22 protein-coding genes are annotated in these 24492 nt (G+C 71.5%); 10 read left to right on the top strand and 12 right to left on the bottom strand.

Features of this window, described 5'->3' with window-relative positions:
* Nucleotides 1–31 precede the first annotated feature (31 nt).
* Entirely contained in the window at nt 32–2158 is a 2127-nt protein-coding gene (locus ACZ56E_RS11535) for a M6 family metalloprotease domain-containing protein (RefSeq protein ID WP_471213373.1), read from the top strand.
* A gap of 39 nt (nt 2159–2197) precedes the next feature.
* Here ACZ56E_RS11535 and ACZ56E_RS11540 read toward each other — a convergent pair whose 3' ends face one another.
* Complete coding sequence (locus ACZ56E_RS11540) at nt 2198–3355, bottom strand: epoxide hydrolase family protein (RefSeq protein WP_468610966.1); 1158 nt, start codon at nt 3353–3355, stop codon at nt 2198–2200.
* 390 nt (nt 3356–3745) lie between these two features.
* Between ACZ56E_RS11540 and ACZ56E_RS11545 the strand changes: the two genes are divergently transcribed.
* Together ACZ56E_RS11545 and ACZ56E_RS11550 are read left to right on the top strand one after the other, a co-directional pair.
* Nucleotides 3746–4531, top strand: a complete 786-nt coding sequence (locus tag ACZ56E_RS11545; RefSeq protein ID WP_471213375.1) for an arylamine N-acetyltransferase family protein — start codon at nt 3746–3748, stop codon at nt 4529–4531.
* A gap of 130 nt (nt 4532–4661) precedes the next feature.
* Nucleotides 4662–5138, top strand: coding sequence for a VOC family protein (locus ACZ56E_RS11550; RefSeq protein WP_471213377.1), 477 nt, complete (start codon nt 4662–4664; stop codon nt 5136–5138).
* 41 nt (nt 5139–5179) lie between these two features.
* On the opposite strand, the gene ACZ56E_RS11555 is transcribed toward ACZ56E_RS11550, so the two are convergent.
* The gene (locus ACZ56E_RS11555) at nt 5180–5911 is read right to left on the bottom strand and encodes a class I SAM-dependent methyltransferase (RefSeq protein WP_471213378.1); all 732 of its coding nucleotides are present in this window, start codon (nt 5909–5911) and stop codon (nt 5180–5182) included.
* Between the two features lie 152 nt (nt 5912–6063).
* Here ACZ56E_RS11555 and ACZ56E_RS11560 point away from each other — a divergent pair, with 152 nt between their 5' ends.
* Nucleotides 6064–6897 (top strand): hypothetical protein, encoded by an 834-nt coding sequence (locus ACZ56E_RS11560; protein WP_471213379.1) that lies wholly within the window; start codon nt 6064–6066, stop codon nt 6895–6897.
* A gap of 33 nt (nt 6898–6930) precedes the next feature.
* Here the strand turns inward: ACZ56E_RS11560 and ACZ56E_RS11565 are convergent, their stop codons facing one another.
* Entirely contained in the window at nt 6931–7428 is a 498-nt protein-coding gene (locus ACZ56E_RS11565) for a GNAT family N-acetyltransferase (RefSeq protein WP_471213381.1), read from the bottom strand.
* A gap of 9 nt (nt 7429–7437) precedes the next feature.
* Complete coding sequence (locus ACZ56E_RS11570) at nt 7438–7986, bottom strand: ArsR/SmtB family transcription factor (RefSeq protein ID WP_471213382.1); 549 nt, start codon at nt 7984–7986, stop codon at nt 7438–7440.
* A gap of 58 nt (nt 7987–8044) precedes the next feature.
* Here ACZ56E_RS11570 and ACZ56E_RS11575 point away from each other — a divergent pair, with 58 nt between their 5' ends.
* Nucleotides 8045–9007 (top strand): S41 family peptidase, encoded by a 963-nt coding sequence (locus ACZ56E_RS11575; RefSeq protein ID WP_471213383.1) that lies wholly within the window; start codon nt 8045–8047, stop codon nt 9005–9007.
* Nucleotides 9008–9036: 29 nt separating this feature from the next.
* Here ACZ56E_RS11575 and ACZ56E_RS11580 read toward each other — a convergent pair whose 3' ends face one another.
* Nucleotides 9037–11835, bottom strand: a complete 2799-nt coding sequence (locus ACZ56E_RS11580) for an alpha/beta hydrolase (RefSeq protein ID WP_471213385.1) — start codon at nt 11833–11835, stop codon at nt 9037–9039.
* 171 nt (nt 11836–12006) lie between these two features.
* On the opposite strand from ACZ56E_RS11580, the gene ACZ56E_RS11585 reads away from it, so the two are divergent.
* Complete coding sequence (locus ACZ56E_RS11585) at nt 12007–12450, top strand: DUF3093 domain-containing protein (protein WP_468610948.1); 444 nt, start codon at nt 12007–12009, stop codon at nt 12448–12450.
* A 12-nt stretch (nt 12451–12462) separates the two neighbouring features.
* Here ACZ56E_RS11585 and ACZ56E_RS11590 read toward each other — a convergent pair whose 3' ends face one another.
* Entirely contained in the window at nt 12463–12591 is a 129-nt protein-coding gene (locus ACZ56E_RS11590) for a hypothetical protein (RefSeq protein ID WP_471213386.1), read from the bottom strand.
* A gap of 497 nt (nt 12592–13088) precedes the next feature.
* Here ACZ56E_RS11590 and ACZ56E_RS11595 point away from each other — a divergent pair, with 497 nt between their 5' ends.
* On the top strand, nt 13089–13529 hold the full coding sequence (locus ACZ56E_RS11595; protein ID WP_471213387.1) for an SSI family serine proteinase inhibitor: 441 nt from the start codon (nt 13089–13091) through the stop codon (nt 13527–13529).
* A 156-nt stretch (nt 13530–13685) separates the two neighbouring features.
* On the opposite strand, the gene ACZ56E_RS11600 is transcribed toward ACZ56E_RS11595, so the two are convergent.
* Both ACZ56E_RS11600 and ACZ56E_RS11605 read right to left on the bottom strand, forming a co-directional pair.
* The gene (locus ACZ56E_RS11600; protein WP_471213389.1) at nt 13686–14108 is read right to left on the bottom strand and encodes a YunG family protein; all 423 of its coding nucleotides are present in this window, start codon (nt 14106–14108) and stop codon (nt 13686–13688) included.
* Between the two features lie 30 nt (nt 14109–14138).
* Nucleotides 14139–15359 carry a CaiB/BaiF CoA transferase family protein gene (locus ACZ56E_RS11605; protein WP_471213390.1) on the bottom strand — a complete coding sequence of 407 codons (1221 nt, stop codon included), beginning with the start codon at nt 15357–15359 and terminating at the stop codon, nt 14139–14141.
* A gap of 71 nt (nt 15360–15430) precedes the next feature.
* On the opposite strand from ACZ56E_RS11605, the gene ACZ56E_RS11610 reads away from it, so the two are divergent.
* On the top strand, nt 15431–15937 hold the full coding sequence (locus tag ACZ56E_RS11610; RefSeq protein WP_471213391.1) for a GNAT family N-acetyltransferase: 507 nt from the start codon (nt 15431–15433) through the stop codon (nt 15935–15937).
* A gap of 15 nt (nt 15938–15952) precedes the next feature.
* On the opposite strand, the gene ACZ56E_RS11615 is transcribed toward ACZ56E_RS11610, so the two are convergent.
* Both ACZ56E_RS11615 and ACZ56E_RS11620 read right to left on the bottom strand, forming a co-directional pair.
* The gene (locus ACZ56E_RS11615) at nt 15953–16828 is read right to left on the bottom strand and encodes a TauD/TfdA dioxygenase family protein (protein ID WP_471214079.1); all 876 of its coding nucleotides are present in this window, start codon (nt 16826–16828) and stop codon (nt 15953–15955) included.
* Between the two features lie 285 nt (nt 16829–17113).
* Nucleotides 17114–17974, bottom strand: coding sequence for an SAM-dependent methyltransferase (locus ACZ56E_RS11620; RefSeq protein WP_471213392.1), 861 nt, complete (start codon nt 17972–17974; stop codon nt 17114–17116).
* Nucleotides 17975–18251: 277 nt separating this feature from the next.
* Here ACZ56E_RS11620 and lpdA point away from each other — a divergent pair, with 277 nt between their 5' ends.
* Both lpdA and ACZ56E_RS11630 read left to right on the top strand, forming a co-directional pair.
* Nucleotides 18252–19655 (top strand): dihydrolipoyl dehydrogenase, encoded by a 1404-nt coding sequence (gene lpdA / locus ACZ56E_RS11625; RefSeq protein WP_471213393.1) that lies wholly within the window; start codon nt 18252–18254, stop codon nt 19653–19655.
* Nucleotides 19656–19797: 142 nt separating this feature from the next.
* The gene (locus ACZ56E_RS11630; protein ID WP_471213394.1) at nt 19798–21966 is read left to right on the top strand and encodes an MMPL family transporter; all 2169 of its coding nucleotides are present in this window, start codon (nt 19798–19800) and stop codon (nt 21964–21966) included.
* 10 nt (nt 21967–21976) lie between these two features.
* On the opposite strand, the gene ACZ56E_RS11635 is transcribed toward ACZ56E_RS11630, so the two are convergent.
* Both ACZ56E_RS11635 and ACZ56E_RS11640 read right to left on the bottom strand, forming a co-directional pair.
* The gene (locus ACZ56E_RS11635; RefSeq protein WP_471213395.1) at nt 21977–23227 is read right to left on the bottom strand and encodes an MFS transporter; all 1251 of its coding nucleotides are present in this window, start codon (nt 23225–23227) and stop codon (nt 21977–21979) included.
* Entirely contained in the window at nt 23224–24471 is a 1248-nt protein-coding gene (locus ACZ56E_RS11640) for an LLM class flavin-dependent oxidoreductase (protein ID WP_471213397.1), read from the bottom strand. The genes ACZ56E_RS11635 and ACZ56E_RS11640 overlap by 4 nt, the downstream gene beginning before the upstream one ends.
* Nucleotides 24472–24492: the final 21 nt, after the last annotated feature.

Here is a 24492-nt window from a genome sequence, read left to right on the forward strand (position 1 = left end):
TTTTGTCCCGGCAAGAGGCACGAGGTGAGCCATGTTCCTCCGTCACAGACGCTCCACGCACAGCCGCCCCGAGCACAGACGCTCCGCGCACGGACGCCCGGCCCGCCGGCGCCGCACCCCGGTCCGGCGCACCACCGTCGTAGCCGCCGTCCTCGCCGCCCTCGCGGCCGCCGCCGTCGGCACCGCCCGGGCGACGCCCGACGACACCGGCCGGACCGCCGAGGCCCGGCCCTCCCTGACCCGGCCCATCGACCCGCAGAACTGGCGCAACCCCGACGACATGACCTGGCGCGAGTACCGCTCCGTCCCCGGCACGAACTGGGCCGACCCCGACCTCGAACCCACCGACAAGACCTTCAAGGGCGCACTGGTACTCCTCGACTATCCCGACGAGGGGTTCACCGTCAGCAGACCGCCCGGCTCGACCGTATTCGGCAACCCCCAGACCACCGCCGCCAACGTCCCGCGCGGGCAACTGCCCAAGTTCTACGAGGACTTCCTCAACAAACCGGGCGCACTGAACCGCGGCCACACCATCAACGAGTACTGGATGGAGGACTCCGGCGGCCGCGTCGGCGTCGACCTGGAGGCCTTCGGCGTGTACCGCATGCCGTTCAAGTCCTTCCAGTACGGCATCGAGCCCGGCATGAACCCCGGCGCCTGCCCGACCGTCACGACCTGCGGCAAGGACATCCGCGCCAACGGCAGGGCCGCCTGGGTCGCCCAGGTCGGCGAGCGGAAGGCCGCCGAGTTCGACTTCGTCTTCTACCTCACCGCCGGCCAGGACGAGTCCTCCACCTGGCAGGAGTTCGGCCAGATGAAGTTCGGCTCCGAGGGACAGGTACCGGCCGTCTGGGGGCCGCCCTCCCCCATCGCCTCCGGCGGCAACTCCGCCGCCACCCGCTACGTCCCGTGGACCTCCTGGCAGGCCGCGGCCCGCATCTGGCCGAACGCCACCGCAGGCTCGTCCACCCAGGCCGAGAGCTCCGGCATGGGGGTGTACGCCCATGAGCTCAGCCACATCCTGGGCATCGGCGACAACTACAACAACCCCTACGGCAAGCCCCTGAGCCGCGCCTACACCGGCATCTGGAGCATGCTCTCGCGCGGCTCGTTCAACGGTCCCGGCGGGCCGCACACCCGCTGGAAGATCCCGGCCACCGAAGGCGGCTCGATGGGCTCCCAGCACATCCTGCGGGACAAGCTCCAGCTCGACATCGTCGACGAGAAGAACGTGCTGCGCCTGGACCGTGACGCGCTCGACGAGTCCGGCGTGGCCGTCGCCAAGGTCACCGCCCGCTCCGCGCCGCCCGGCAAGAAGGGCCTGGCCGGCGTCAACATCGCCATGTCACGCGACCGGTCCCCCGCCTGCGACCGCGACACCGACCCGCTGTGCGACGGCGGCGGCTACCAGAACTACACCCTCGAGGTCGTGGACCGCATGGGCATGGACTCCTTCACCCCGGACAACGGAGTGCTCATCACCAAGACCAAGAACGACGACAAGGCTCCGTTCGCCTGGGTGATCGACGCCCACCCCGAGGACATCGACATGGTGGACTTCGTCCGCCCCGACGGCACCCCGCAGAAGATCACCATGGGCGACTACCGCCAGCTCAGCGACGCCCTCTTCCATGCCGGGGCGGACTCCGGCAGTTCCTACGAGTACGTCGACCGCGCCAACCGCCTGCACTTCTACGTCACCGACATCCACCGCACCCGCGCGGGCGTGCTCTCCTACACGCTCGCCGTGAAGTCCCTGGACGGCTCGGGTCCGCAGCGCCGCGGCACGGCGCTGGGCCGCGGCGAGGCGGCGGGCGACCCCGTAAAGAGCCGCGCCACCTGCACCTTCCCGCTGACCAACACCGGCCGCGCCATGACGGATCCGCCGGGCGACCACCCCGAGGACGTCGCCCGGTACCTCGGCTCCGACGTCTACCGGCTCTCCGCCAAGGCCTCCGGCCGCGGCTGGTCCGCCTGGCTGCCCAACAAGCTGACCACCGCCAGGGCGGGCGCCACGGTCGACGTGGACGTCGCCGTCGCCGCGAAGCCGGACGCCCGCCCGCAGGGCCGCCTCACGCTCACCGCCCGCTCGGTGAGCGACCCGCACAAGACCGCCGAGGCCACCTGCACGCTGCCCCGGAAGGGCGGCCGCTGACAGCGCTGCCGCGGATTCTTCCGCCCCTCCAGGGTCCTGTCAGACCGTGGGCCGCAAGGGGCGGAAGAAGGCGCGCAGTTCGCGTGCCACCTGGTCCGGTTCCTCGTGTGCCATGAAGTGGCCTCCGTTGTGCGGGGTGCTCCAGTGGCGCAGGTCCGTGAAGACGCGCTCGGCGAGGCTCTTCGGGTAGTGCGCGAAGGCCGGTTCGTGGCTGAGGGTGACGGCGCCGGGCACCGTGATGGGCGGCACGGGCGTGTTGTGCCGTACGTAGTCGTAGTACTGGCGGAAGGAGGAGCCGATGCTGCCGGTGGCCCAGTAAAGGGTGGCGACAGTCAGCAGGGTGTCCTTGTCCCAGCGCGCCTCCAGGTCGCCGGCGCAGTCGCTCCAGTCGCGGTACTTGTCGATGATCCAGGCGAGCAGGCCGGCCGGGGAGTCCCGCAGCGCGGCGGCGATCGTGTCGGGCCTGGTGCACATGATCTCGCTGTAGCCCTGGTCCTCGGCGTCGTACGCGTCGAGGTGGTCGAGATAGGCCCGCTCCTCGGCGGTCGGCGGTCGCGCGTCGAAGTCGGCGGAGACCACCGCGGAGGTGATGTGCACGCCCACGACCTCCTCGGGGTACAGGGCGCCGAGCCACTGGGTGACGCCTCCCCCGATGTCCCCGCCGAAGGCGCCGAAGCGGTGGTGGCCGAGGGTCTTCGTCATCAGCTCGTGCCAGATCCCGGCGACGCCCCGGCGGGTGAAGGGGCCGCGCGGCAGCTCGGAGTGGAGGAAGCCGGGCAGGGAGGGCACGACCACGTCGAACGCGTCGGCGGGGTCGCCGCCGTGTCCTGCCGGGTCGGCGAGCCGCCGGGCGAGCGGCAGCATCTCGACGTAACTGCTCGGCCAGCCGTGGCTGAGGATCAGCGGCAGCGGCGCGGGCGCGCCCTCGGGCCGCACGCCGCGCAGGTGCACGAAGTGCACGCGGGAGCCCGCGACGTCGGCGACGCGGTGCGGGAAGGCGTTGAGCGCGGCCTCGGCGGCGCGCCAGTCGAAGCCGTCCGCCCAGTAGGAGACGAGCTCGCTCAGATAGCCGGGGTCGGTGCCGGCGGCCCAGTAGGTGGGGTCGGAGGCCGCGGTGAAGAGGGTGCGCCGAAGGCGCGTGCGCAGGTCGTCGAGGACGTCGTCCGGGACGGAGACCTGGAAGGGCGTGGCGTTCACGGTGGTTCGGTTCCTTCGCTCAGGAGGATGCGATATCTCGATCGCGGGGGGGCGCTCCTGGCGGTGGCGTCACGCCTCTGACGGTGAACTTCAGACGAGGCTGTGGACGCGGACTGCGGTCAGGAGGGCCCGGACGGGGTGGTGCGTGCTGTGGCGCGCGGTCATCGGGCTCACCTCCTTGCGTCTCTCGTGGCGCACGGCGCCGGGTGGGGCGCGTGCTCGCCGGTGAGCATACACACGTACCGCCGCACGGCACCCGCGATTTCCCGTCGTCCGAGGTCGTTCTGAAGTCCTAGGGCCCATGGACGGCAGCCCTAGGGCCCACGGACGGCGCGAGGGCCTTCCGAAGGTCATGGCCTCGGCGGCGGCCGCCCGGCGACACTGGTGCCCATGGACACCGAACAGATCGACGCCTACCTGCGGCGCATCGGCATCGAACGCCCCGCGGGCCCCACGACGCAAGCCCTCCGCGACCTGCATCTGGCGCATCTGCGCAGCGTGCCCTTCGAGAACCTCTCGATCCACCTCGGAGAGGACATCGAGCTCACCGACCAGGCCTTGGTGACGAAGGTGGTGGACGCGCGCAGGGGCGGCTTCTGCTACGAGCTCAACGGCGCCTTCGCCGCCCTCCTGAGGGCCCTCGGCTTCGACGTCACACTGCTGCAGGCCCGCGTGTACGACGACGCCGGAGAGCCCGGCATCCCCTACGACCACCTCGCTCTCCGCGTGCGCACCGAGGACGGCGGGGACTGGCTGGCCGACGTCGGCTTCGGCGCGCACAGCCACCTGCCGCTCGCGTTCACCGAGCGTGGCGGGCAGGCCGACCCCGGCGGGGTCTTCCGCATCGCGGAGGCTCCGGAGGGCGACCTCCAGGTCATCAAGGACGACAAGCCGCAGTACGTGGTCGACCGGCGGCCGCGCGCGCTGGCCGACTTCAAGGTGGGTGCCTGGTACCACCGCACCTCGCCGGACTCCCACTTCACACGCTCCCTGGTCTGCTCCCGCGTCACCGGGGGCGGCGGGCGGATCACCCTCGGCGGACGCACCCTGACCACGACCGTGGACGGCGAGCGGCGGACGACCGAGCTGACCTCGGAGGCGGAGGTGCTCGCGGCGTACGACAAACACTTCGGCATCGTGCTGGAGAGGGAGCCGCAGATACGCGAGATTAGGTGATCCGGTGATCCGGTGACGCCGGGCGGCGCGATCCGGTCGCCGTGCGGCGATGACTTCCTGGCGGTGCGAGAGTCCACATAGGCAGACAGGAAGGGCGGACAGGCCCGCCGCGTACCGACAGGAGAGCGCCATGCCCAAGATCACGCCCAACCTCTGGTTCGACCTGCAGAGCGAGGAAGCGGCGAAGTTCTACGTCTCGGTCTTCCCGAACTCGGAGATCAAGAACGTGTTGTACTACGGAGAGGGCGGCCCGCGCCCGGCCGGCACCGTCCTGACCGTGGAGTTCTCACTCGACGGCCAGCTGTTCACGGCGATCAACGGCGGCCCGGAGTTCACGTTCGACGAGGCTGTCTCCTTCCAGATCGACTGCGCCGACCAGGCCGAGGTCGACTACTACTGGACGAAGCTCTCCGAGGGCGGCGAAGAGGGCCCCTGCGGGTGGCTCAAGGACAAGTACGGCCTGTCCTGGCAGGTCGTGCCCACCGTGCTCGGCGAGCTCCTGACCGACCCCGATCCCGGGCGTGCGCAGCGTGCCATGCAGGCGATGCTGGGCATGGGGAAGCTGGATGTGGCGGCGCTGCGGTCGGCGGCGGACGGCAAGGCGTAGCAAGCCTTCGCCGCCCACGGCCGGTCGCGGGCCCGGCGCCGCTAAGCCTTCCTCGCCTCCACCAGGCACCAGCGGGGGCTGCCGTCGGGCCGCCGTCCGAACTCCTCCAGGGGGCGGAGGCGCACGTCGAAGCCCGCGTCGACGAGATCCTCGCGCACTCCGCCGAGCGGGAAGGTCCGGTAGTACATGACGAACGGCGGGCGCCACAGGCGGTTCCGCACGCGCATCACGCCGTCGAAGCCGAGCAGCGCCCAGTACCAGGGCGAGGTGACGGGCTGCGGCGCGCCGATGGGGAAGGCGAAGAGGCCGCCGGGGCGCAGCGCCCGGTGGACGCCCGCGAAGAGGGCGGGCCGCTCGGAGGGCAGAAAGTGACCGAAGGCCCCGAAGCTGACGGCGAGGTCGAAGCCCTCGGTGAACGGCAGGGCGCGGGCGTCGGCCCTGACCCATTCGACCGCGGGCCCGCCGGGACCCGGCGCCGGGACCGTCTGCGCGGCGGTCGCCAGCATGCCCGCGCTGAAGTCCACGCCGGTGACCCGCTCGCGGCACAGCGGCAGCAGCGTCCCGACGCCCGCGCCGGTTCCGCAGCACACGTCGAGGCCCGCGTCGAAGGGGCCGAGGGGGCGCAGCGCGTCGGCTGTCGCCCGCAGGAATCGGCCAGGCGTGCGGAAGGGCGTGCGGTCGAATTTGGGGGCGAGCAGGTCGTATCCGTGCTCGGTGGAGGAGAGCGCCTGAACGGCGAGTTCACGCAGCGTGGGACCCTGGGAGGAGAACATCGGCTCCAGGGTAGTCAGCGGGGCCGGCGCACGGGTCCACGGCGGGGCGGCGCCGTGGCCGGATACCGCCACGAGGTCTACCGGGGGGTGGCAGAGGTCGGGTAGAGGTGCACGTCTGCCCCAGACCCGTTCCCCGCTCCCGGAGGTGCCCCATGGCCACAGACCGGCACAGGACAAGGACCGCATCGGGCAAGACCCGGTTCGACGACATCTACGACCAGCCGGACCCGCGTGCCTACTTCCGGACGCTGGCGCCGTACGAGTACGAGATCCCGCAGCACGCCCAGGCGGTCTTCCGCCGCACCCGTGAGCTGCGGGCGCGGCTGTCCGGCGGCGAGGGTCCGGTGACGGTCCTGGACGTGTGCTGCTCGTACGGCATCAACGCGGCTCTGCTCAACCACGATCTGACGCTCGCCGACCTGTACGCGCACTACACGTCGGACGAGGCCGCCGCGCTCACGCCGCACGAACTCATCGACCGCGACAAGGAGTTCTACGCCTCGCGGCGGCGCCCCGACGCCACCCCGGTCATCGGGCTGGACCTGGCGGCGAACGCCACCCGGTACGCGCTGGACGCGGGCCTGCTCGACGAGGCGTATGCCGAGAACCTGGAGCGGCATCCGCCCAGCCCGCAGCTGCGCCGGGCGGTCGCCCGCACCGGTCTGATCACGGTCACCGGGGGCATCGGCTACATCTCGCACCGCACGTTCGACGCGCTGCTCGACTGCGCTCGGCTGCCGGTCTGGGTGAGCGCGTTCGTGCTGCGGACGGTGCCTTACGGGCGCATCGCCGAGACGCTGGCGGCGCACGGCCTCGACACCGTGACGGACTGCTCACGGACCTATACGCAGCGGCTCTTCACCAGTCCCGAGGAGCGTCGCGACGCCATCCGTCAAGTGAAGCTGGCGGGTGAGGACCCGGTCGGGTACGAGTCGGAGGGCCGCTATCACACGCGGCTGCACGAGTCGCGGCCGCGCGGCGACTGACCCGGGCGTCCCCCGCCGCGGCGCCCGGCGGCTTCAGAGCGTCAGGGCGTAGCCGGTCCCCGGGAGGCCGTCGAGCCGGACGTCCCCGACGGGCACGAAGCCGGCGCGGAGGAGCACGGCCCGCGAGCCCGGGTTGTCCAGCGTCGTGGCGGCACGCAGCACGGTCAGGCCGTACGCGGTGACGGCGAGGTCGCGGACCTGCCGGACGGCCCGGGTCGCGAGGCCTCGGCCCGCGGCCTTCTCCGCGACGCGGTAGCCCAGTTCGGCGCTGCCGTCCGCGACGTCGACGAGGTTGACCCGCCCGAGGATCTCGCCGCCGTCGTCCACCAGCACGTGGAAGAAGCACACCCCCTGCTCCTGCTCGGCCAGGAGGGCGCGGTGCCGTGCGTCGAAGTCCCGGAAGTAGGCGTCTCCCCGGTCGGGCACCGACGCGGCGAAGTAGGCCCGGTTCGTCTCCTCGAAGGCGAGCAGCGCGGGGGCGTGGTCGGCCCGGAGGAGCTGGAGCGCGGGGGTGGTCGTCGGTGCGGACATGCGAGAACTCTACGCAGGGTCCTCGCCGGGCCGTACCTGCTCGTACATCGCCACCAGCACGCCGTGCACGGGCTGTTCGTCCGCGTCCTCCTCGGCCTCGTCGACCAGCCGGGCGAGGGTCTCGGCGAGTTCCCTGGCCTTGTCGGGGCCGAGGCGCACATGCCGCAGGGACAGGGTGGTCCGCGGGGACCGGCCCAGCTCCTGGGCCACGGCGCCGAGCATGGCGGCGGTGCCCTCGGTCCGCGGCTCGGCGACGGCCATGCGTTCGGCCACGCGCTGGTAGTACTGCTCGGTGCCGCCCCTGACCTTGCGGGTCTCTGCGACGCGGACGAGACCGGCGGTGCGCAGCACTTTCAGATGGTGCGCCACGTTCCCCTTGCCGGTGTCCAAGCGGGTCGCCAACTGGCTGGTGGTGGCGGGCTCATGGCCGAGCGAGAAGAGCAGCCGCTGGCGCAGGGGGTGCGCCAGCGCGGCGTGCTGTGCCGGTGACTCGATCTCGACGACCTGGCGCGGCGGGGGTTGTTGGGGCGGTGGGCTCTGCTGGGGCTGATCGGACATGAATCAAGTGTCTAATGTTCTTGACGCTTTCGGAAGGGGGCTGTTCTACTCACCTGCCATGACCACAGTCACCCAGCGGCTCAGCGTCGCCACCGTCGTAGAAGAAACCGCCCAACTCGTCGACCGGCACTACGTGTTCCCCGAGCTCGGCGAACGGCTCGCCGCCCTGCTGCGGCTCCGTCTCACCGAGGGCGCGTACGACGTCGAGGACGCCGCCGACCTGGCCCGCCTGGTCACCGCGGACCTCCAGTCCCTCAACGGCGACCTGCACCTGCGCCTCAAGCACCACGACCGGCCGGTGCCCGCCGAGCAGGGCGAGGCCGCCATGGCGGCGCTGCGCGAGAAGTTCGACTCCTCGCTGGGCGGCGCGCCCAGGGTGGAGCTCCTGGACGGCCGGGTCGCGGTGCTCGAACTGGCCCCGGCCCTGTTCCCGCTGTCCTGGTCCGCCGGGCCGTTGGCGGCCGCGCTCACCCTGGTCGCCGCCGCCGACGCCCTGATACTCGATCTGCGCGCGAACACAGGAGGAGATCCGGACACGGTCGCGTTCGTCTGCGCGCATGTGCTGGACCGGCGCACCCACCTCAACAACATGTACTGGCGCAAGGGCGAGCGTCTCGAACAGTCCTGGAGCCCCGCGCACGTGCCGGGCGCCCGCTTCGGCGGCAGCAAGCCGCTCTACGTCCTGACGAGCGACCGCACCTTCTCCGCCGGCGAGGAACTCGCCTACGACCTCCAGCAGTTGGGCCGGGCGGTCGTCGTCGGCGGGACGACCGTGGGCGGGGCGCATCCCCGCGACGGCTGGACGGTGCATCCGCACCTGGAGGCGACCATCCCGGTGGGCAGGGCGGTCAATCCCGTGTCAGGCACCAACTGGGAGGGCACGGGTGTACGTCCCGACGTGCCCTGCGCCGCCTCCGACGCCCTCGACCGGGCGCACGCACTGGCGCTGGCGCGGCTCGACGCACAAGGTGCCGAGCCGCGCCCACGGGCGGTCGACCCGGCGGACGCGCCGCTGGACTGACCGCGTTCGTGCGTGCTGCGCGTTGCGCGCTACGAGGCGTCGCGCACCGTTCCGGTGACCACCGGACCCGGCTGCGGCTCCCAGTTCTCGTCGTAGACGTGGAGCTGGGCCTTCAGGGACTCGTTCGGTTCGGCCGTCCGGTCCTTGACGGTGGGCACGCGTACTTCGGCGCTCTTCTTGCCCGCGGCCACGGAGACGTACAGGCCCTGGCCCTCCGCCATCTTGGACAGCGGCCGCTCCGGGCGGGGCCGTGCGTCGAACTGGGCCTCCAGCCAGGCCGGGTCCACGTCCAGGGTGGACAGCTCCCTGCCGCCGTCGACGGGCAGGAAGGACAGCTCGGCCATGAGGTCCACGTCGACGGGCTCCGAGAGCGTCATCCGCCACGTCAGCGGCTTGCCCTCGGTGACCCGGTCCTTGACGGGTTCGAGCGTGATCTTCGGCATGGGGTCGTCGTTGCGCGCCGTCACCCCGCCGTGGTGGGAGCCCACCACCGCGCCGCGCACCGCCTTGACGAACGCGTCGTGCGCGACGTCGTAGCCGTAGCGGGTGTCGCCGCGCACCTCGACCGGCACATCGACGCTCTCACCCGGACGCACCGTCAGCGTCCGTTGGGTGAAGCCGTCCGTGCCGGGCTTGGGCACGAACAGCCGGACCTTGCCGCTGCCCTGACCCGAGACGCGCACCGGGACGCTGTAGGTGCGCACGCCGGAGTCGCCTTCCTTGACGCTCAGCCTGCCGAGGTCGACGCGCGGCAGCTCGGCCGGCCGCACGGCGGGCGTGCCGGGGCGCCAGCCCCAGGCGTCCATCAGCCACGCCTTGCCCGAGCGGCTGCGCGGGGTGAGCTCAAGGGTCTTGACGTGCTTGAGGTCGAGCGTGTCCCGGGCCGCCGCCGACAGGGGTACGCGGACCTCGCGCCCCCAGTACGACGAGGTGCGTTCGCTGCCCGGCAGTCCGTCGACGCCGACCCTGCCGAGCTTCGCCCGGTGGCCCGAGGCGTCGACGAGGGAGACGTCGAACCGGGTCCCGGTGGTGTTGGGCGGCACGATCACCCGCAGCGCCACGTCCTTGGCACCCGCGAGCGACACGGGACGTGCGGGACTCATCCGCACGGGCTCTCCGGCCCGCGACCAGCGCATCGCCACGGCGTCACGGCCGGGTTCCGGTGCGACCTCCCAGTGTGCGAAGTGCGGTGAGCTCCCGGCCGTTCGCGACGGCAGGCAGGCGTCGGCGTCCCTGGCAGGCACCTGGGCGCACACGCGTCCGCCCTTGACCTTCGTCGAGGCGCCGGGCAGCAGCGCCTGCGTGCGGTGTCCGCCGACGGCGTGGGTCAGCACCCGCGCGGGGTCGGCGGAGGGCGCCCGTCGGCCGGAGCCGTCGAGGAGGGGCCGCACCCGGTCGTCGCCGGCGACGAACAGCCGGGCCGACGCGGCGATGTAGGTGGCTCCGGCCGCCTGCTGCCGCGTGGCGGTCAGCCTGGTCGCGGTGCCCTTCGAGCAGACCGGGTCGGTGGTGTCGTCGGACGAGAAGTCGTCGTCGGCCGGTGCGGTCGCCTGCCCCGGGGTCCACTCGCTGTTGAAGAAGTTGTGGTTGGCGCCGACCATGTAGACCGCGCTGTGCAGGGCGGCGCCGCGGCTGACGCCGCGCGTCCCGTCGACGTAGATCTCGCCCTGGAGGTCGGAGACGTCTCCGTCGCAGCCCGGCAGGATGGTCGTGGAGGGTACGTCGGGGACCGGGTTCTGGCCGAAGACGGTGGGGCCTATGAGGACGTTGCCGCGGATCTTCCAGCGGACGGGACCGCGGTAGCCGTCCTGGTCGGCGGGCGGCCGGGAAAGGCTGTCCAGCGCGGCGCGGTTGACGCCCTCGCCGCCCCGGGAGTGCCCGACGAGCAGCACGCGGGACAGGTCGGCCGGCGCGACGGCGCGCACCCCGGCGGGGGCGGTGGACCGCTTCTCCGCCCAGTCCGCCCAGCGGGCGAGGTGCAGCCGTACCAGCGAGGAGCGGGCCTGCGCGCCGCCGTCCTCGGCGAGGTCGTCCTGGCCGTTGATGCCGTTGGCGGAGATGGAGACGGTGACGTACCCCTGGGAGGCCAGGAGCTTCTGGGCGCGGTGGTAGCCCTTGTGGCTCGGCACCGGCTTCATGCCGGACGGGCAGGGCCACCCCATGCCCTGGCCGTTCCCCGTGCCGTAGCAGGTGTAGTGGCGGCCGTGCAGGAAGAGCGCCAGCGGCCGCTTCCCCGGGGCGTCGGCGGGACCGATCACGTCGGCCTTCATCTCCACCGGTGCGGGGAAGCCGGGCAGCCGTACCGAATCGAGCGTGTACGAGCCGGTGACGGTGCGGTAGCGGCCCGGCTTTCCGGGGTCGACGCCGTTCGCGGGCAGGGGTGTCGCGGGCCCGACGGAGGGGTTGGGCCGGGGGCCGCGCGACTCTGCGTCGGTTCCGGCCTCATCCAGGCGGCGCCCGGCGGCAAGCACCTTCAGCTGCTTCGCGGGGCCGATGCGGGCGCCGTTCAGCGGCAGCCTGAAGGAGCGCCCGTCCTGCGCCGCGACCGGTCGGCCGAGGAGCTTGGCCCCGGCGTAGAACTCGACCCGCGCGTCCCCCATCGGGACCGGCTCGGGCGAGGCCCACACGAGCTCCTTCCCCGCGCCCTCCCCGGCGAGCCGCCAGCCTTCCGGCAGGCCCTTGCCGTCATCTCCGGCCGACGCGGGCGCCGGGGGCGGCCCGGAGACCGGCGGGTCGGCGGACGGCAGGGCCTGGGCGGCGCCCGGCGACACCGCCGCGAGGGCGAGCACCGCCAATGCCGCGGCCGCCACTCGTGCGACACGTCTCAACGTGGTTCTCCTCGTCATCACTCACGTTCAGAGCACGCTTTCGAACTCACGTGCCCCGCTTACGCTTTCGATGACGGGAATCAATGGCCACGAGTTGCCTCGCGGTACACACGGGTGGCAAGAGGCGGGCCCCCTGCCCCCGGCCGCGCGCCTGCCTGCCAGGATGCGGGCATGCACATCTACGAAGAGCGGCTGAGCGTCCCCCGCTCCTGGTGGGGACTGGTGGCGCTGGGTGGAGCCGGGCTGGCCGTGGCGGCCATTCCCTTCGGCGTGCTCGCCGCGGTGACGGCGGCCACGGTCGGCATCGCGGTGTCCGCCGCGCTCGTACACATGCACGGCAGCGTGCGCATTCTGGTGACGCCCGGCTCCCTCGTCGTCGGCAAGCGGGTCATCCCCATCGAGGCGCTGGGCGCGACGGAGATCCTCGACGAGCGCGAGGCCTTCGAGTGGCGCACGGTCAGGGCGAATCCGTACGCGCTGCTGCTCCTGCGGTCCTACGTCCCCACCGCGCTGCGCATCGAGTTGCGCAACTCCTGGGGAGGCGCGCCCTATGTCTATGTGTCGACACGTCAGCCCATGAACCTGGCCGCAGTGCTGGCGTTCTCCCGGGGCTGACCCGCCGCGCCGTCAGCCCTCCGAGGTGACGCCGTGGCCGCGCAGTGTCGCGGTGGTGATGTCCAGGAAGTCCCGTACGACGCCCGTGCGGTCGCTTTCCGGCACCGCCAGGCAGCTCTCGACGGGCAGCGCGCCGGTCACGCGCAGGTGGACGGCTGACGTGAACTCCTGCTCGAAGGCCCGGCTCTGGCGGCTGAGGACCGGCTGCGCGACGTGGAGCGGCTCGGGCCGCTCGTCGCACCGACGGGAACCATCGGCGTCATCCCGTACTCCCCCCTTTCCCCGCCCCGAGCGCGTCCGCGATTCCTGGGATTTGGCACCGGAAAACCAACGATTCGAAAGTTGTTAGCGCCGTTCAACGATGATTTCCGGACGATGCAGATCGTCTAACGTGGAACCAATTTTTTGTTTCCGCAGGTCAGGCGTTGGTTCTGCGTTATACCAACACCGGTCGTCCACATGTTGGACACACCGGACGGAACCGCTCCCACCACCCCTGAGCTGCCCGAACGAGCGTACGGTCACCGCTCACCGGAACGGCACATCCGGAAATCGACCATCCGGATGGCACTCACTCTCCGCACCGGCAAGACTCCTCACCGCAGTCACCAACCGCAACGATCGAAGGAGAGTCCACCATGCGTCGCACCCTCAAGGCCGTAGGAGCAGCCGCGGCAGCGGCCACCTGCGTCCTCGCCGCGACAGCAGGCACCGCGCACGCCGAGGCCCCGAAGACGAAGAGCCTCTACGCGCCGTCCGCCCTGGTGTTGACGGTCGGCCAGGGCGAGGACGCCGGCTCCGCCGCGGTGGAGCGCGCCGTGACACTCACCTGTGCGCCGCGCCCCGCGGGCAGCCACCCCGCCCCGGCGGCCGCGTGCGCCGAACTCGCCGAGGTCAACGGCCGGTTCACCGAACTCGTGGCCACCACGTCCGACGCCATCTGTACCAAGGAGTGGCAGCCGTACACCGTGACGGTCGCCGGCGTCTGGAACGGCAAGCAGGTCAACTGGTCCACCACCTTCGCCAACCGGTGTGAGATGAAGGCTGGTCTCGGGAAGGGCGTCGCACTGTCCTTCTGAGGGGATCCCTGAACCACACTCAAGGGAGTCCCGGTGACCTTTCGTGGGGGAAGGCGGCCGGGACGCGGGGCGGCCCCCGGTGTCGGGTGACACCGGGGGCCGTAGTGTTTCCCCACACTTCGAAGGACTCCCGGCGGCATGGGGGCGGCTCGACGTCTACGACGTGGCGTGAGCGCTCGCCGTCTCCCTGTCTCCGGACCGTTCGCCCAGCCTCCGCAGGACCCGGGCACGCAACAGCTCGTACTCCTCGCGGCAGTTGCGCATCTCGGGCGGTCGGGTGACGGCTGCACCGTCGACAACGGTCTCACCCGGCAGGAACTGACCACGGGTGAGGTCTATCTCAACCCCGAGGGCCAGCCGGTTCCACCAGTGATATCCCGTCCGCTCGCCGTCCACGTGGACCTCGCCCAGCATCAGCTCACCGCCCAGCAGGTCGTTCAGGACGAGCGCGGTGACGCCGCACTGGTCCCGCTCGGGGTTGTCCTGCGACCACGTCTCGCCGGAGCGCGGATCGGCGGTGTCCGCACCCCAACTCCCCCGCAGCGCCGCCTCGATGTCCGTGAGCCTCAGTGGTGTCATGCCGGCAACCCTCGCACCCGCCACTGACAATCACGCGTCGTCCCAGGTCACAGCCGGTCGCACCACCCCTCGCGCGACCGCCCCGTCGATCTCCTCGTCGTCGAGGCCGCCGGCCGCGAGCACCTCCCGCGTGTCCGCGCCCGCGGCCCGCACCTCCGGCCGGATCCGCGCCGGTGTGCGGGACAGGGAGACGGGCGAGGCGAGGCCGCGGTAGTCGCCGTCCTCGACGACGAGGCCGCGGTGGCGCACCTGGGGCGCGGTCAGCGCCTCGGCGACGTCGTGCACGGGCGAGGCGGGGACGCCCCGTGCCGTGAGGAGCGCGGTGAGGTCCGCGCGGGAGCGGGCGGCGATGGCCTGCTCCAGGGCGGCGCGGAGCTCCTGTTGGTGGCGTACGCGGTCCGGGTTGGTGCGGAAGCGCGGGTCGGCGGCGAGCGCCGGGAGCTCCAGGACGTCGGCGAGCGCGGCGAACTGCCGGTCGTTGCCGACCGCGATGAACAGCGGCCCGTCGGCGGCGGCGAACGAGTCGTAGGGAGCGATGGTGGGGTGCGCGGAGCCGGTGCGGCGCGGGACGGTGCCGTCGGCGAGCCAGGACGCCGAGTGGGGATGGAGCAGGCTGACGGCGGTGTCCAGGAGGGTGCAGTCGACGAGCTGGCCGAGTCCGGAGCGGTGCCGTTCGTTGAGGGCCAGCAGGATCCCGGAGAAGGCGAGGATGCCGGTGACCTGGTCGACGACGGGGACGCCGACGCGCAGCGGTGGTCCGTCCGCTTCGCCGTTGACGCTCATCAGGCCGCCGTAGGCCTGCAGCACCGCGTCGTAGCCGGGTTGTCCGCCGAGTGGCCCGTCGGTGCCGAAGCCGGTGATGCGGCAGTGGACGAGAGCCGGGAAGCGGCGCCGCAACTCCTCGTCGGGGTAGCCCCACTTGGCGAGGGTGCCCGCCTTGAAGTTCTCGATGAGGACGTCGGTGTCGCGCAGGAGGGTGTCGAGGATGTCGCGGCCCTCGGGTACGGAGAGGTCGACGACGATGTTCTTCTTGCCGCGGTTGAGGTTCTGGTAGTACGCGGAGGTGTCCGGCGCGACGAACGGCGGCCCCCAGCCGCGGGTCTCGTCACCGGCCGGGGGTTCGACCTTGATCACGTCGGCCCCGTGGTCGGCGAGCAGTTGTGCGCAGTAGGGCCCGGCGAGGACCCGGGACAGGTCGAGCACCTTGAGTCCGGCGAGGGCGCCGCCGTGCTGGCCGGGGGAATCTGTCATCAGCTGCTCCCAGTTCGGTCGAATCCGTCTGTGCGTGCGCCGTGTCGCGGACCGGTCGGCACAATGCACCCATGATCCCCACCGGCATCCGCACGCCCCGACTCGACCTCGTACCGCTCCGCGTCGACCACGCCGACGAGATGGCGGCCGTGCTCGGCGACCCGGCGCTGCACACCTTCATCGGCGGCGCCCCCGACGACGTCGACGCGCTGCGCGCCCGCTACCGGCGCATGCTCGCCGGCTCCCCGGATCCGGGCGTCTCCTGGTGCAACTGGGTGCTGCGGCTCCGCGAGGGAGAACGCCCGGGGCTGGTCGGGACGGTGCAGGCGACCGTCGCTCCGGAGGGGTGCGCGGAGATCGCCTGGGTGGTCGGGACGCCCTGGCAGGGGCGCGGCTTCGCGTCGGAGGCGGCGCGCGGCCTGGTGGAGTGGCTGGCGGGGCACGGTGTGCGTACGGTCGTCGCGCATGTCCATCCCGGCCACGGGGCGTCCGCGGCCGTCGCGCGAGCCGCGGGTCTCGCCGCCACGGACGTGGTCCAGGACGGCGAGATCCGCTGGGAGTTGAGCCTGAAGGCCTGAGCCGGCCGGCCCGGGTCAGTACGGCCGGTCGCCCGCGATCGCGACGCGCTCGGCGACCCGCCGGTGCGGGGCGTAGTCGTCGACGGCGTAGTGCTGCGTGGCGCGGTTGTCCCAGAAGGCGACGTCGCCCGCCTGCCAGTGGAACCGCACCTGGTACTCCGGCACATGGGCCTGCCGCACGAGGTGGCCGAGCAGCCGGTCGCTCTCCACGCGCTCCATGCCGACGATGTGCGTGGTGAAGGAGGTGTTGACGAAGAGCATCCGCCGCCCGGTCTCCGGATGAGTGCGCACCACGGGGTGGGTGACGGGCGGGAACTCCTCCTGGAGCGGGGCGAGCTTCTCGGGACCGTAGAAGCGGGCGAAGCCGGGGATGAAGTCGTGCACGGCATACGCCCCGTCGATGCGCGCCTTGACGGTGTCGGGGAGATTGTCGTACGCGGCCGCCATGTCCGCCCACATCGTGTCACCGCCGAACGGCGGCACCTCGTGCAGCTGCAACACCGCGCCGAGCGCCGGGCGTTCGCGGAAGGTGACATCGGCGTGCCAGACGTTCTCGTACGTGGGTGTGGCGCTGCCGCCCTTGTCGAAGCGGACGACGTCGTCGGCGGAGCCGCGGGCGAGCAGCGGATTGGTCTCCAGATCACCCCAGTTGAGGGCGAAGGCGCGCTGCTGCTCGGAGGTGATGCGGGCGCCGCGGAAGAACAGCACCTTCCACTCCAGCAGGGCGCGGTTCAACTCCTCGCGCAGGGCGGGGGTCAGCGGCCGCGCGAGGTCGACGCCGCGGATCTCGGCGCCGATGACACGGCCCTGGGGCACGACGTCGAAGAGTTCGTAGGGGCGTTCCTGCCAGTCGTCGGGGAGGCGACGCAGGGTGCGGCGGCCCTCGTACATGCCGTCGGCGGGCACGCGTGCTTCACGCAGGGCGGCGGTCACGGGGGTCTGCGGGGAGACGGTCATGGGGTCTGATCCTTCGGATGCGGGAACGGGCAGGCATGCGTACGAAATGGACTCCGTGGAGCTGATTCCGTACAGCTGAGGAGCTGACTCCGTGCAGCTAGCGGCCCGATCGCTCGCACCCGCGCCGCCACGGGACGTCGAACGTCCGGGTGGCGGCGGTCAGGTGCTGGATCATGGTGGTCATTGTGGGACGCGGATCTCTCCAGGTCAACCGTTCCGCTACGGCTTGCGCAGCACTCCCCCGTACTCGTAGATCCCCTTGTTGGCCTCGGTCACGCCGAGGTAGGGCACGAGATCGGGATCGACCGGTGCGAGGGGCGGCTGGTCGGGGTCCGGGCGCCAGTCGACGAGGTTGACCACGCCGGGCTCGACGGGCTCCAGGCCTTCGAGCAGCACGTCGACCTCGGCGGGCGTGCGGGTCTGCCAGGGCACACCGCCGCCCGCGATGTGCTCGGTCATCCGCGCGCCGCGCTCGGGGTCGTCGCAGACGACCTGCGAGAAGCTCACGAAACTGCCGGGGGCCGCGCGGTCGATGATCGTGCGCAGGATCCGGTGCGGGTCGTCCGCATCGACGAGGTGGTGTCCCACGGAGAGGAACAGGACGGCGACCGGCTCGTCGAAGTCGATGAGGCGCACCACGTCGGGGTGGTCCAGGATCGCGTCCTGATCCCGCATGTCCCCCATGATGACCGTCGTGGAGGAGTCGTCGGCGAGCAGCGCGCGACCGTGCGCGAGGACGATCGGGTCGACGTCCACATACACGACGCGGGCGTCGGGGGCGAAGCGCTGGGCGACCTGGTGGACGTTGTTGTCGGTGGGCAGCCCGCAGCCCATGTCGATGAACTGGCGGATGCCCTCGTCGCGCGTCAGATGGCGCACCGCACGGTAGAGGAACTGGCGGTTCTGCCGGCAGATGTCGACGACCTCGGGGAACGAGGGCACGGTGGAGAGGACGAACTTCCGGTCGATCTCGTAGTTGTCCTTGCCGCCCAGCATCCAGCCGTAGCCGCGCGCCGACGTAGGGACGTCATAGGGAATGGACGGCCCGGTCACCGTCTCGGACTGGTTGTCACTCGCCACAGCGCGCTCTCCACCTCTCCCACGGGATTCACGGAACGTGTTCCTTGTCGCGACACTAACCGGTGATCCACGTTCGGGTGAACGAACTTCGGAAACTCCAACAGCCGTGTCGTGCCCGGGGTTTGGCGGGGCCCGCCGGTCCCGTCCTCGTACCGGAGTTCCGGTACGGGCTGTGGCGTGCCCCACCCGCCGACCATCCGGGCCGCCACATGGCGGATGATCGGGGCAGAGAGCCATCCGCACCACCGGATCCGTACCACCCAGAGAGGACCTCCCCATGGAAGACCGCTTCGACGTCGTCGTGCTCGGAGCAGGACCCGGCGGCTACGTCGCCGCCATCCGCGCCGCCCAGCTGGGCAAGCGGGTAGCGGTCGTCGAGGAGAAGTACTGGGGCGGTGTCTGCCTCAACGTCGGCTGCATCCCGACGAAGGCCCTGCTGCGCAACGCCGAGCTGGCCCACCTCTTCACGCACGAGCAGAAGACGTACGGCATCAAGGTCGACGGGCAGGTGTCCTTCGACTACGGCGAGGCGTTCAGCCGCAGCCGCACGGTCGCGGACGGCCGGGTCAAGGGCGTCCACTTCCTGATGAAGAAGAACGGCATCACCGAGTTCGACGGCCGGGGCACGTTCCTGGACGCGAACACGCTGCAGGTCGCGAAGTCCGACGGCACGACCGCCACGATCGGCTTCGACAACTGCATCATCGCCACCGGCGCCACGCCCCGGCTGCTGCCCGGCACGAGCCGCAGCGAGCGCGTGGTGACGTACGAGGAGCAGATCCTCGCCGACTCGCTGCCGCGGTCCATCGTGATCGCGGGCGCGGGCGCCATCGGCATCGAGTTCGCGTACGTCCTGCACAACTACGGCGTGAAGGTCACGATCGTCGAGTTCCTGGACCGCGTGGCGCCGCTGGAGGACGCGGACGTCTCCAAGGAGCTGGCCAAGCAGTACCGCAAGCTCGGGATCGACGTGCTCACCTCGACGCGCGTCGAGTCGATCGACGAGTCCGGCGAGCAGGTCAAGGTGACCGTCACCGGCAAGGACGGCAAGCAGCAGATCCTGGAGGCCGACAAGGTCCTGCAGGCCATCGGTTTCGCGCCGAACGTCTCCGGTTTCGGCCTGGAGGCGACGGGCGTGGCGCTCACCGAGCGCGGTGCGATCGACGTCGACGGCCGCTGCCGCACGAACGTCCCGCACATCTACGCCATCGGTGACGTCACCGCGAAGCTGATGCTGGCGCACACCGCCGAGGCCATGGGCGTCGTGGCGGCGGAGACCCTCGCGGACGCCGAGACGATGGAACTCGACTACCCGATGATTCCGCGTGCCACGTACTCCCAGCCGCAGATCGCCAGCTTCGGCTGGACGGAGGCGCAGGCCAAGGAGAAGGGCTTCGACGTCAAGGTCGCGAAGTTCCCGTTCCAGGCCAACGGCAAGGCGCACGGCCTCGGCGACACCGTCGGCTTTGTGAAGATCATCAGCGACGCGAAGTACGGCGAGATCATCGGCGCCCACCTGATCGGCCCGGACGTCACCGAGCTGCTCCCCGAGCTCACCCTGGCCCAGCAGTGGGACCTCACCGTCCACGAGGTCGCGCGCAACGTCCACGCGCACCCGACCCTGGGCGAGGCCGTCAAGGAAGCGGTGCACGGCCTGGCCGGGCACATGATCAACTTCTGACGGGCCCGCCGGTGCCCCCGGGCGCCCCGCCGCGACGCGAGTGACCGAAAGTGTGTCGTTCGAGTGGCGGGGCCGCCCGGGCGGGCCGATCCTGGGCGGAACACGACTGTTATGCCTCGGGGGCGAGGAGAGGCAGTAGCCGATGTTCTCTGGCCTGGGCCGATTCGTGGTGCGCCGCCCCTGGTGGATCATCCTGGCGTGGGTGGTGGCGGCCGGCGCCGTGATCTCACTGGCGCCGAAGCTCACCTCCAGCAGCGACGAGGCGAGTTTCCTGCCCGATCACTACGAGTCCATTCGCGCCTCGGACGTGCAGGAGAAGGAGTTCCCCAAACAGCAGAACATCGGCGCGATCATCGTCTTCCAGCGCTCCGACGGCGAGAAGCTGACGGCCGCCGACTCGGCCGACGTGGACCGCGTATCGAAGGACCTGCAGAGCCGGAAGATCCCCGAGGTGCAGGCCGTCGTGCCCGGCGAGGTCTCGCCCAACAAGCAGGTGCAGACGTCCGTCGTCGCGATGCCGAAGATCACCGACCCCGAGGACACCTCGCAACAGGACGCCGTGCAGGAGCTGCGGGACGCGCTCAAGCCTGAGTTGCAGGGGACGGACCTGTCGGCCGGGATCACCGGCTCGGCGGCGCAGGCGCTCGACGAGAGCGACGCGTCGGAGCGGGCGGGGCTGCTCGTCGGCGTCGGCACGATCGTGATCATCATCGTGCTGCTCCTTGTGATCTTCCGCAGCCCCATCATCGCGCTGCTGCCGGTCGTCCTCATCGGCCTGATCTCGCCGATGGCCACCGGCCTGATCGCCTCCGCGAACAAGGCCTTCGACATGAAGGCGGACTCCTCCATCCAGGAGCTCCTGACCGTCGTCCTGTTCGGCGTCGGCACCGACTACATCCTGTTCCTGCTCTTCCGCTACCGGGAGGCGCTGCGCGCGGGCGAGGATCCCAAGAGCGGCATGGTGCACGCCGTCGAGCGGGTCGGTGAGGCCATCACGTCGGCGGCGGGCGCCGTCATCGTCGCGTTCGCCGCGCTGACGCTGTCCTCGCTCGGCATGCTGCAGTCGATGGGCCCTGCCCTCGCCATCGCGGTGTTCGTGACGCTGCTCGCCGGGCTCACGCTCGTCCCCGCGGTGGTGTCGCTGCTCGGTACGAAGGTGTTCTGGCCGTCGAAGTCCTGGCAGCGGGAGCCGCACGGGACGGGGTTCGCCAAGCTCGGCGCGTCCATCGCCCGCAAGCCCGCCGTGTGGACGCTGGTCTCCGCGCTGTTCATGGGGGCGCTCACGCTCGGCGCGCTCGGCTACAAGGCCAACTTCGACCTGGCCGGGTCCTCGCTCCCCAAGGACAAGGAGTCGATGGTCGCCCTGGACGACCTCCAGAAGGGTTTCCCCGCGGGCACCACCGACCCGACCTCCGTGTATCTCACCTCCACGGCCGACAAGCCGGTGCCGAAGCCGCAGGCCGCAGCGTTCCGCGAGCGGCTCTCCGGCGTCGGTGGCGTCGGCGAGGTCGGGGCGCCGCGCCTGAGTCCGGACGGTACGACGGCCTCGTACTCCGTGATCCTCTCGGACCCGCCGGCCTCCGACAAGGCGCTGGCGACCGTCAAGGACCGGCTGCGTCCCGCCGCCCACGAGGACGCGCCGGCCGGCACGAAGGCGCTCGTCGGCGGCACCACCGCGGTGTACGTCGACATCAACAGGGCGGTGGACCGCGACTATTCGGTGGTCTTCCCCGTGGCGGCGCTCGCCATCATGGTGATCCTCGGCCTGCTGCTGCGCAGCCTGGTGGCGCCCTGGTACCTGATGCTGTCCGTCGCACTCGGCTTCGGCGCGACTCTGGGCGCGACCTCCCTGCTCTTCCAACAGGTCGGCAGCCAGCCGGGGTTGATGTTCATGCTGCCGGTGATCATGTACTTGTTCGTGGTCGCGCTCGGCACGGACTACAACATCCTCATGGTGTCGCGGCTGCGCGAGGAGGCCCGCGAGGGCCGCGGGCCGCACGACGCCGCGGGCACGGCGGTGCGGCACTCGGGGCCGACGATCGGCTCGGCGGGCGTGATCCTCGCGGGTACGTTCGCGACGCTGATGCTCGCGGGCAACTCGACGCTCTCCCAGATGGGCTTCTCGCTCTCCTTCGGCATCCTCATCGCCGCGTTCGTCATGGCGTTGATCTTCACCCCGGCGCTGACCGCGCTCATCGGGCACGCGGCCTGGTGGCCCGGCCACGGCGACGAGAAACGGACCGGGCGCGGCGGGTCCGCGCCGCCCGACCCGGACGAGGAACACCTCGGAGGCGCGACGCGCAGCAGGTGAGAGCCGGAGGTCACGCGGGCTCCTCGGCCCGCACGATCCCCGTCAGCGTCCCGCTCAGTGCCACGCACACCACGCCCGCGCCGACGGCCAGGCACACCCGGGCGACCCCGCATCCGGCCGCCCCCGCGGTGACGGCGGCGGCCCCCAGCGGGCCGAGCGAGTAGTGCGTGGTCCAGAACGCGGCCGTGACCCGCCCCAGGAGGTGACCGGGCGTGACCTCCTGACGCAAGGACATGGAGCAGATGCCCGCGACGCCGGTGGCGAGCAGCATGCCCGCCGAGAGCGCGCCGATCACCGGCACGCTGTCGGTGAGTCCGAGACAGCCGACGGCGACTCCGCCCAGCGCGGTGGCGCCGACCCAACTCGGGCCGAAACCGAGGCCCTTGCGCACCCGGGTGACAACGAAAGACGCGAGGAAGGTGCCGACGGTGCCCGCGCTCAGCACATAGCCCACCGTGTCGTCCCCGTGCCCGAGGTCCTTCTTGACGCGGAAGATGATGACGTCGGTCATGCCGTGCGTGAGGAAGATGACCAGGGACAGCAGCACGGTCAGCGGGCGCAGGACGGGGTGTGCCCACAGGAAGCGGATTCCGGCGAGGAACTCCCCGCGCACGTTCCCGCCCGCCACCTCGCCGGACGTCTTCTCGTCGTCGGTGGCGGCGGGTGGCGGTGTCGGGCGCAGCCGGACGAGGAGGAGTCCGGCAGCGGATACGGCGAAGGTGGCGGCGTCGATGCCGATGGCGGCCACGGGGCCGGACGCCGCCGCGACGAAGCCCGCGAGCGTGGGTCCGGCGACCGTCGCCACGGCGTAGGAGCCGAAGAGGTGGGCGTTGGCCCTGGTGATCTGGTCAGGCTCGACGATGGCGGGCACCACGGCCACGTACGTCACCTGGAAGAGCATCGCGAAGCCGCCGGTGAGCGGAACGACCGTGTAGACCAGCCACATCGGCGTCGCGAAGAGCCAGACCAGCGGAATCAGCGCGTACAACAGGCAGCGCGCCACGTCGGCGAGCATCAAGAGTTTGCGCCGGTCGAACCGGTCGGCGATCACACCGGCGAAGAGGCCCGTGACGATCGACGCGACGCCCGTCATTCCGGTGACCAGACCCATCTGGACGACCGAGCCGGTGCTGTGCAGCACGAGCAGCGGTATCGCCACGAAGGAGAACGAGTCGCCGAGTGCGGAGAAGGTCTGGATGAGGAGGAAGACGCGGTAGTTGCGGTTCCGCCACAGGGAGACCGTCGGGGGGCGGTCGGTCACCGCCGCGCACCGGAGCGTTCCGCGGCCAGGGCAGCCGCGACCGCCTCGCGGCCCGCCCGGTGGAACACCCGCTCGTTCGCGTCGACCGCGTGCACCCAGGCGCGGTGCACCCGCACGGTCCGTGCCTCCCCCGCGAGCCCTTCGCGCACCCCCTCCTCCAAAGCCTCGGCGAGTCCGGCGTCGAGCACTTCGGTGCTGATCGGGTTGACGAAGGCGTACGTCCCCGGCTCCCGCTCCACGTCGAGGGTGACCCGCGCCCAGCCGCCGCAGCTGGTCTGACTCCCCGCGGTGGCGGTTCGCCGGAACGGCAGGGTGCCCCACGCCAACTCGGCTGCCCGCGCCGCCAGTTCGTACTGCGTACGCCAGTCGGCTTCGGGGAAGCTCAGGACGATCCTGTCGGCACCGGACCGCGCGAACTCGACGATCTTCTCTGCGGCCCGCTCCGGTGTCCCGTCGACCGCCATCGCGCTCGCGCGCCCGGCGTCGATGCCGTAGCGGCGCAGCACGCTCTCGGCCGGCGGGGGGTTCCGCCGCTCCCCCGCGTCCCCGGCGTCGAGAGTGGCCGGGACGGCGACGCTCACCACGGGCCGGACGACGCGGCCCGCCTCGGTGCCCAGTTCGGCCAGTCGTGGCAGCATCCGCGCGAGGTACGCGGGAGAGGCGAGGTTCGGGAACCAGCTGCCGTACCGGACCGCGCGCCGCAGATCGGCGTCCGATTCGCCGCCGATGAGGAAGGGCGACCGGTTCACGCGCGGCTTCAGGGTCAGCTCGGCGCCGCCGACCTCCGTCGGGCACGCCACGAGCAAGTTCCGCAGCTGCTCGAGCGCGCGCTCGGTCCGCTCGTTGCGCTCCTCGTACGGCACTCCGGTCGCCGCCCACACGGGCGGGTCGGCCGGTCCGCCGCGCCACTGCGCCCAGCCGCTGCCTCCGGTGTCCACGCCCACCAACAGGCGCCCCTGAGAGAGGAACTGGAGGCTCGTGAGCTGCTGGGCGAGGTGGGCGACCCGGTGGACCGGGACCGTCAGGACTCCGTAGCCGACTTTTATGCGGGTGGTGACCGCGGCAGCCGTGGCGAGCGTGACCGTCGGGTCCAGCATCGGGACGCGCCCCGTCAGATGGCCACTCGCCCACACCGATTCGAAGCCGAGCCCTTCCGCCCGGCGCGCGGCCGCGGCGAACTCCCCCGCCTGCCCCTGCCCCTCCGCCTCCAGCACCGGCAGGAAGACCCCGATGTCAATGGCCACTGCCCCTCCCCTCCGTCGACC

This window comes from Streptomyces sp. NPDC039480 (genome assembly GCF_055597165.1).

Coding starts and splice junctions, on each gene's coding strand:
- ACZ56E_RS11565 (WP_471213381.1), bottom strand. CDS start 7,428: ATGTCCGCACCGACGACCACCCCCGCGCTCCAGCTCCTCCGGGCCGAC.
- ACZ56E_RS11570 (WP_471213382.1), bottom strand. CDS start 7,986: ATGTCCGATCAGCCCCAGCAGAGCCCACCGCCCCAACAACCCCCGCCG.
- ACZ56E_RS11555 (WP_471213378.1), bottom strand. CDS start 5,911: ATGTTCTCCTCCCAGGGTCCCACGCTGCGTGAACTCGCCGTTCAGGCG.
- ACZ56E_RS11575 (WP_471213383.1), top strand. CDS start 8,045: ATGACCACAGTCACCCAGCGGCTCAGCGTCGCCACCGTCGTAGAAGAA.
- ACZ56E_RS11545 (WP_471213375.1), top strand. CDS start 3,746: ATGGACACCGAACAGATCGACGCCTACCTGCGGCGCATCGGCATCGAA.
- ACZ56E_RS11630 (WP_471213394.1), top strand. CDS start 19,798: ATGTTCTCTGGCCTGGGCCGATTCGTGGTGCGCCGCCCCTGGTGGATC.
- ACZ56E_RS11610 (WP_471213391.1), top strand. CDS start 15,431: ATGATCCCCACCGGCATCCGCACGCCCCGACTCGACCTCGTACCGCTC.
- ACZ56E_RS11585 (WP_468610948.1), top strand. CDS start 12,007: ATGCACATCTACGAAGAGCGGCTGAGCGTCCCCCGCTCCTGGTGGGGA.
- ACZ56E_RS11600 (WP_471213389.1), bottom strand. CDS start 14,108: ATGACACCACTGAGGCTCACGGACATCGAGGCGGCGCTGCGGGGGAGT.
- ACZ56E_RS11550 (WP_471213377.1), top strand. CDS start 4,662: ATGCCCAAGATCACGCCCAACCTCTGGTTCGACCTGCAGAGCGAGGAA.
- ACZ56E_RS11535 (WP_471213373.1), top strand. CDS start 32: ATGTTCCTCCGTCACAGACGCTCCACGCACAGCCGCCCCGAGCACAGA.
- lpdA (WP_471213393.1), top strand. CDS start 18,252: ATGGAAGACCGCTTCGACGTCGTCGTGCTCGGAGCAGGACCCGGCGGC.
- ACZ56E_RS11560 (WP_471213379.1), top strand. CDS start 6,064: ATGGCCACAGACCGGCACAGGACAAGGACCGCATCGGGCAAGACCCGG.
- ACZ56E_RS11615 (WP_471214079.1), bottom strand. CDS start 16,828: ATGTACGAGGGCCGCCGCACCCTGCGTCGCCTCCCCGACGACTGGCAG.
- ACZ56E_RS11595 (WP_471213387.1), top strand. CDS start 13,089: ATGCGTCGCACCCTCAAGGCCGTAGGAGCAGCCGCGGCAGCGGCCACC.
- ACZ56E_RS11605 (WP_471213390.1), bottom strand. CDS start 15,359: ATGACAGATTCCCCCGGCCAGCACGGCGGCGCCCTCGCCGGACTCAAG.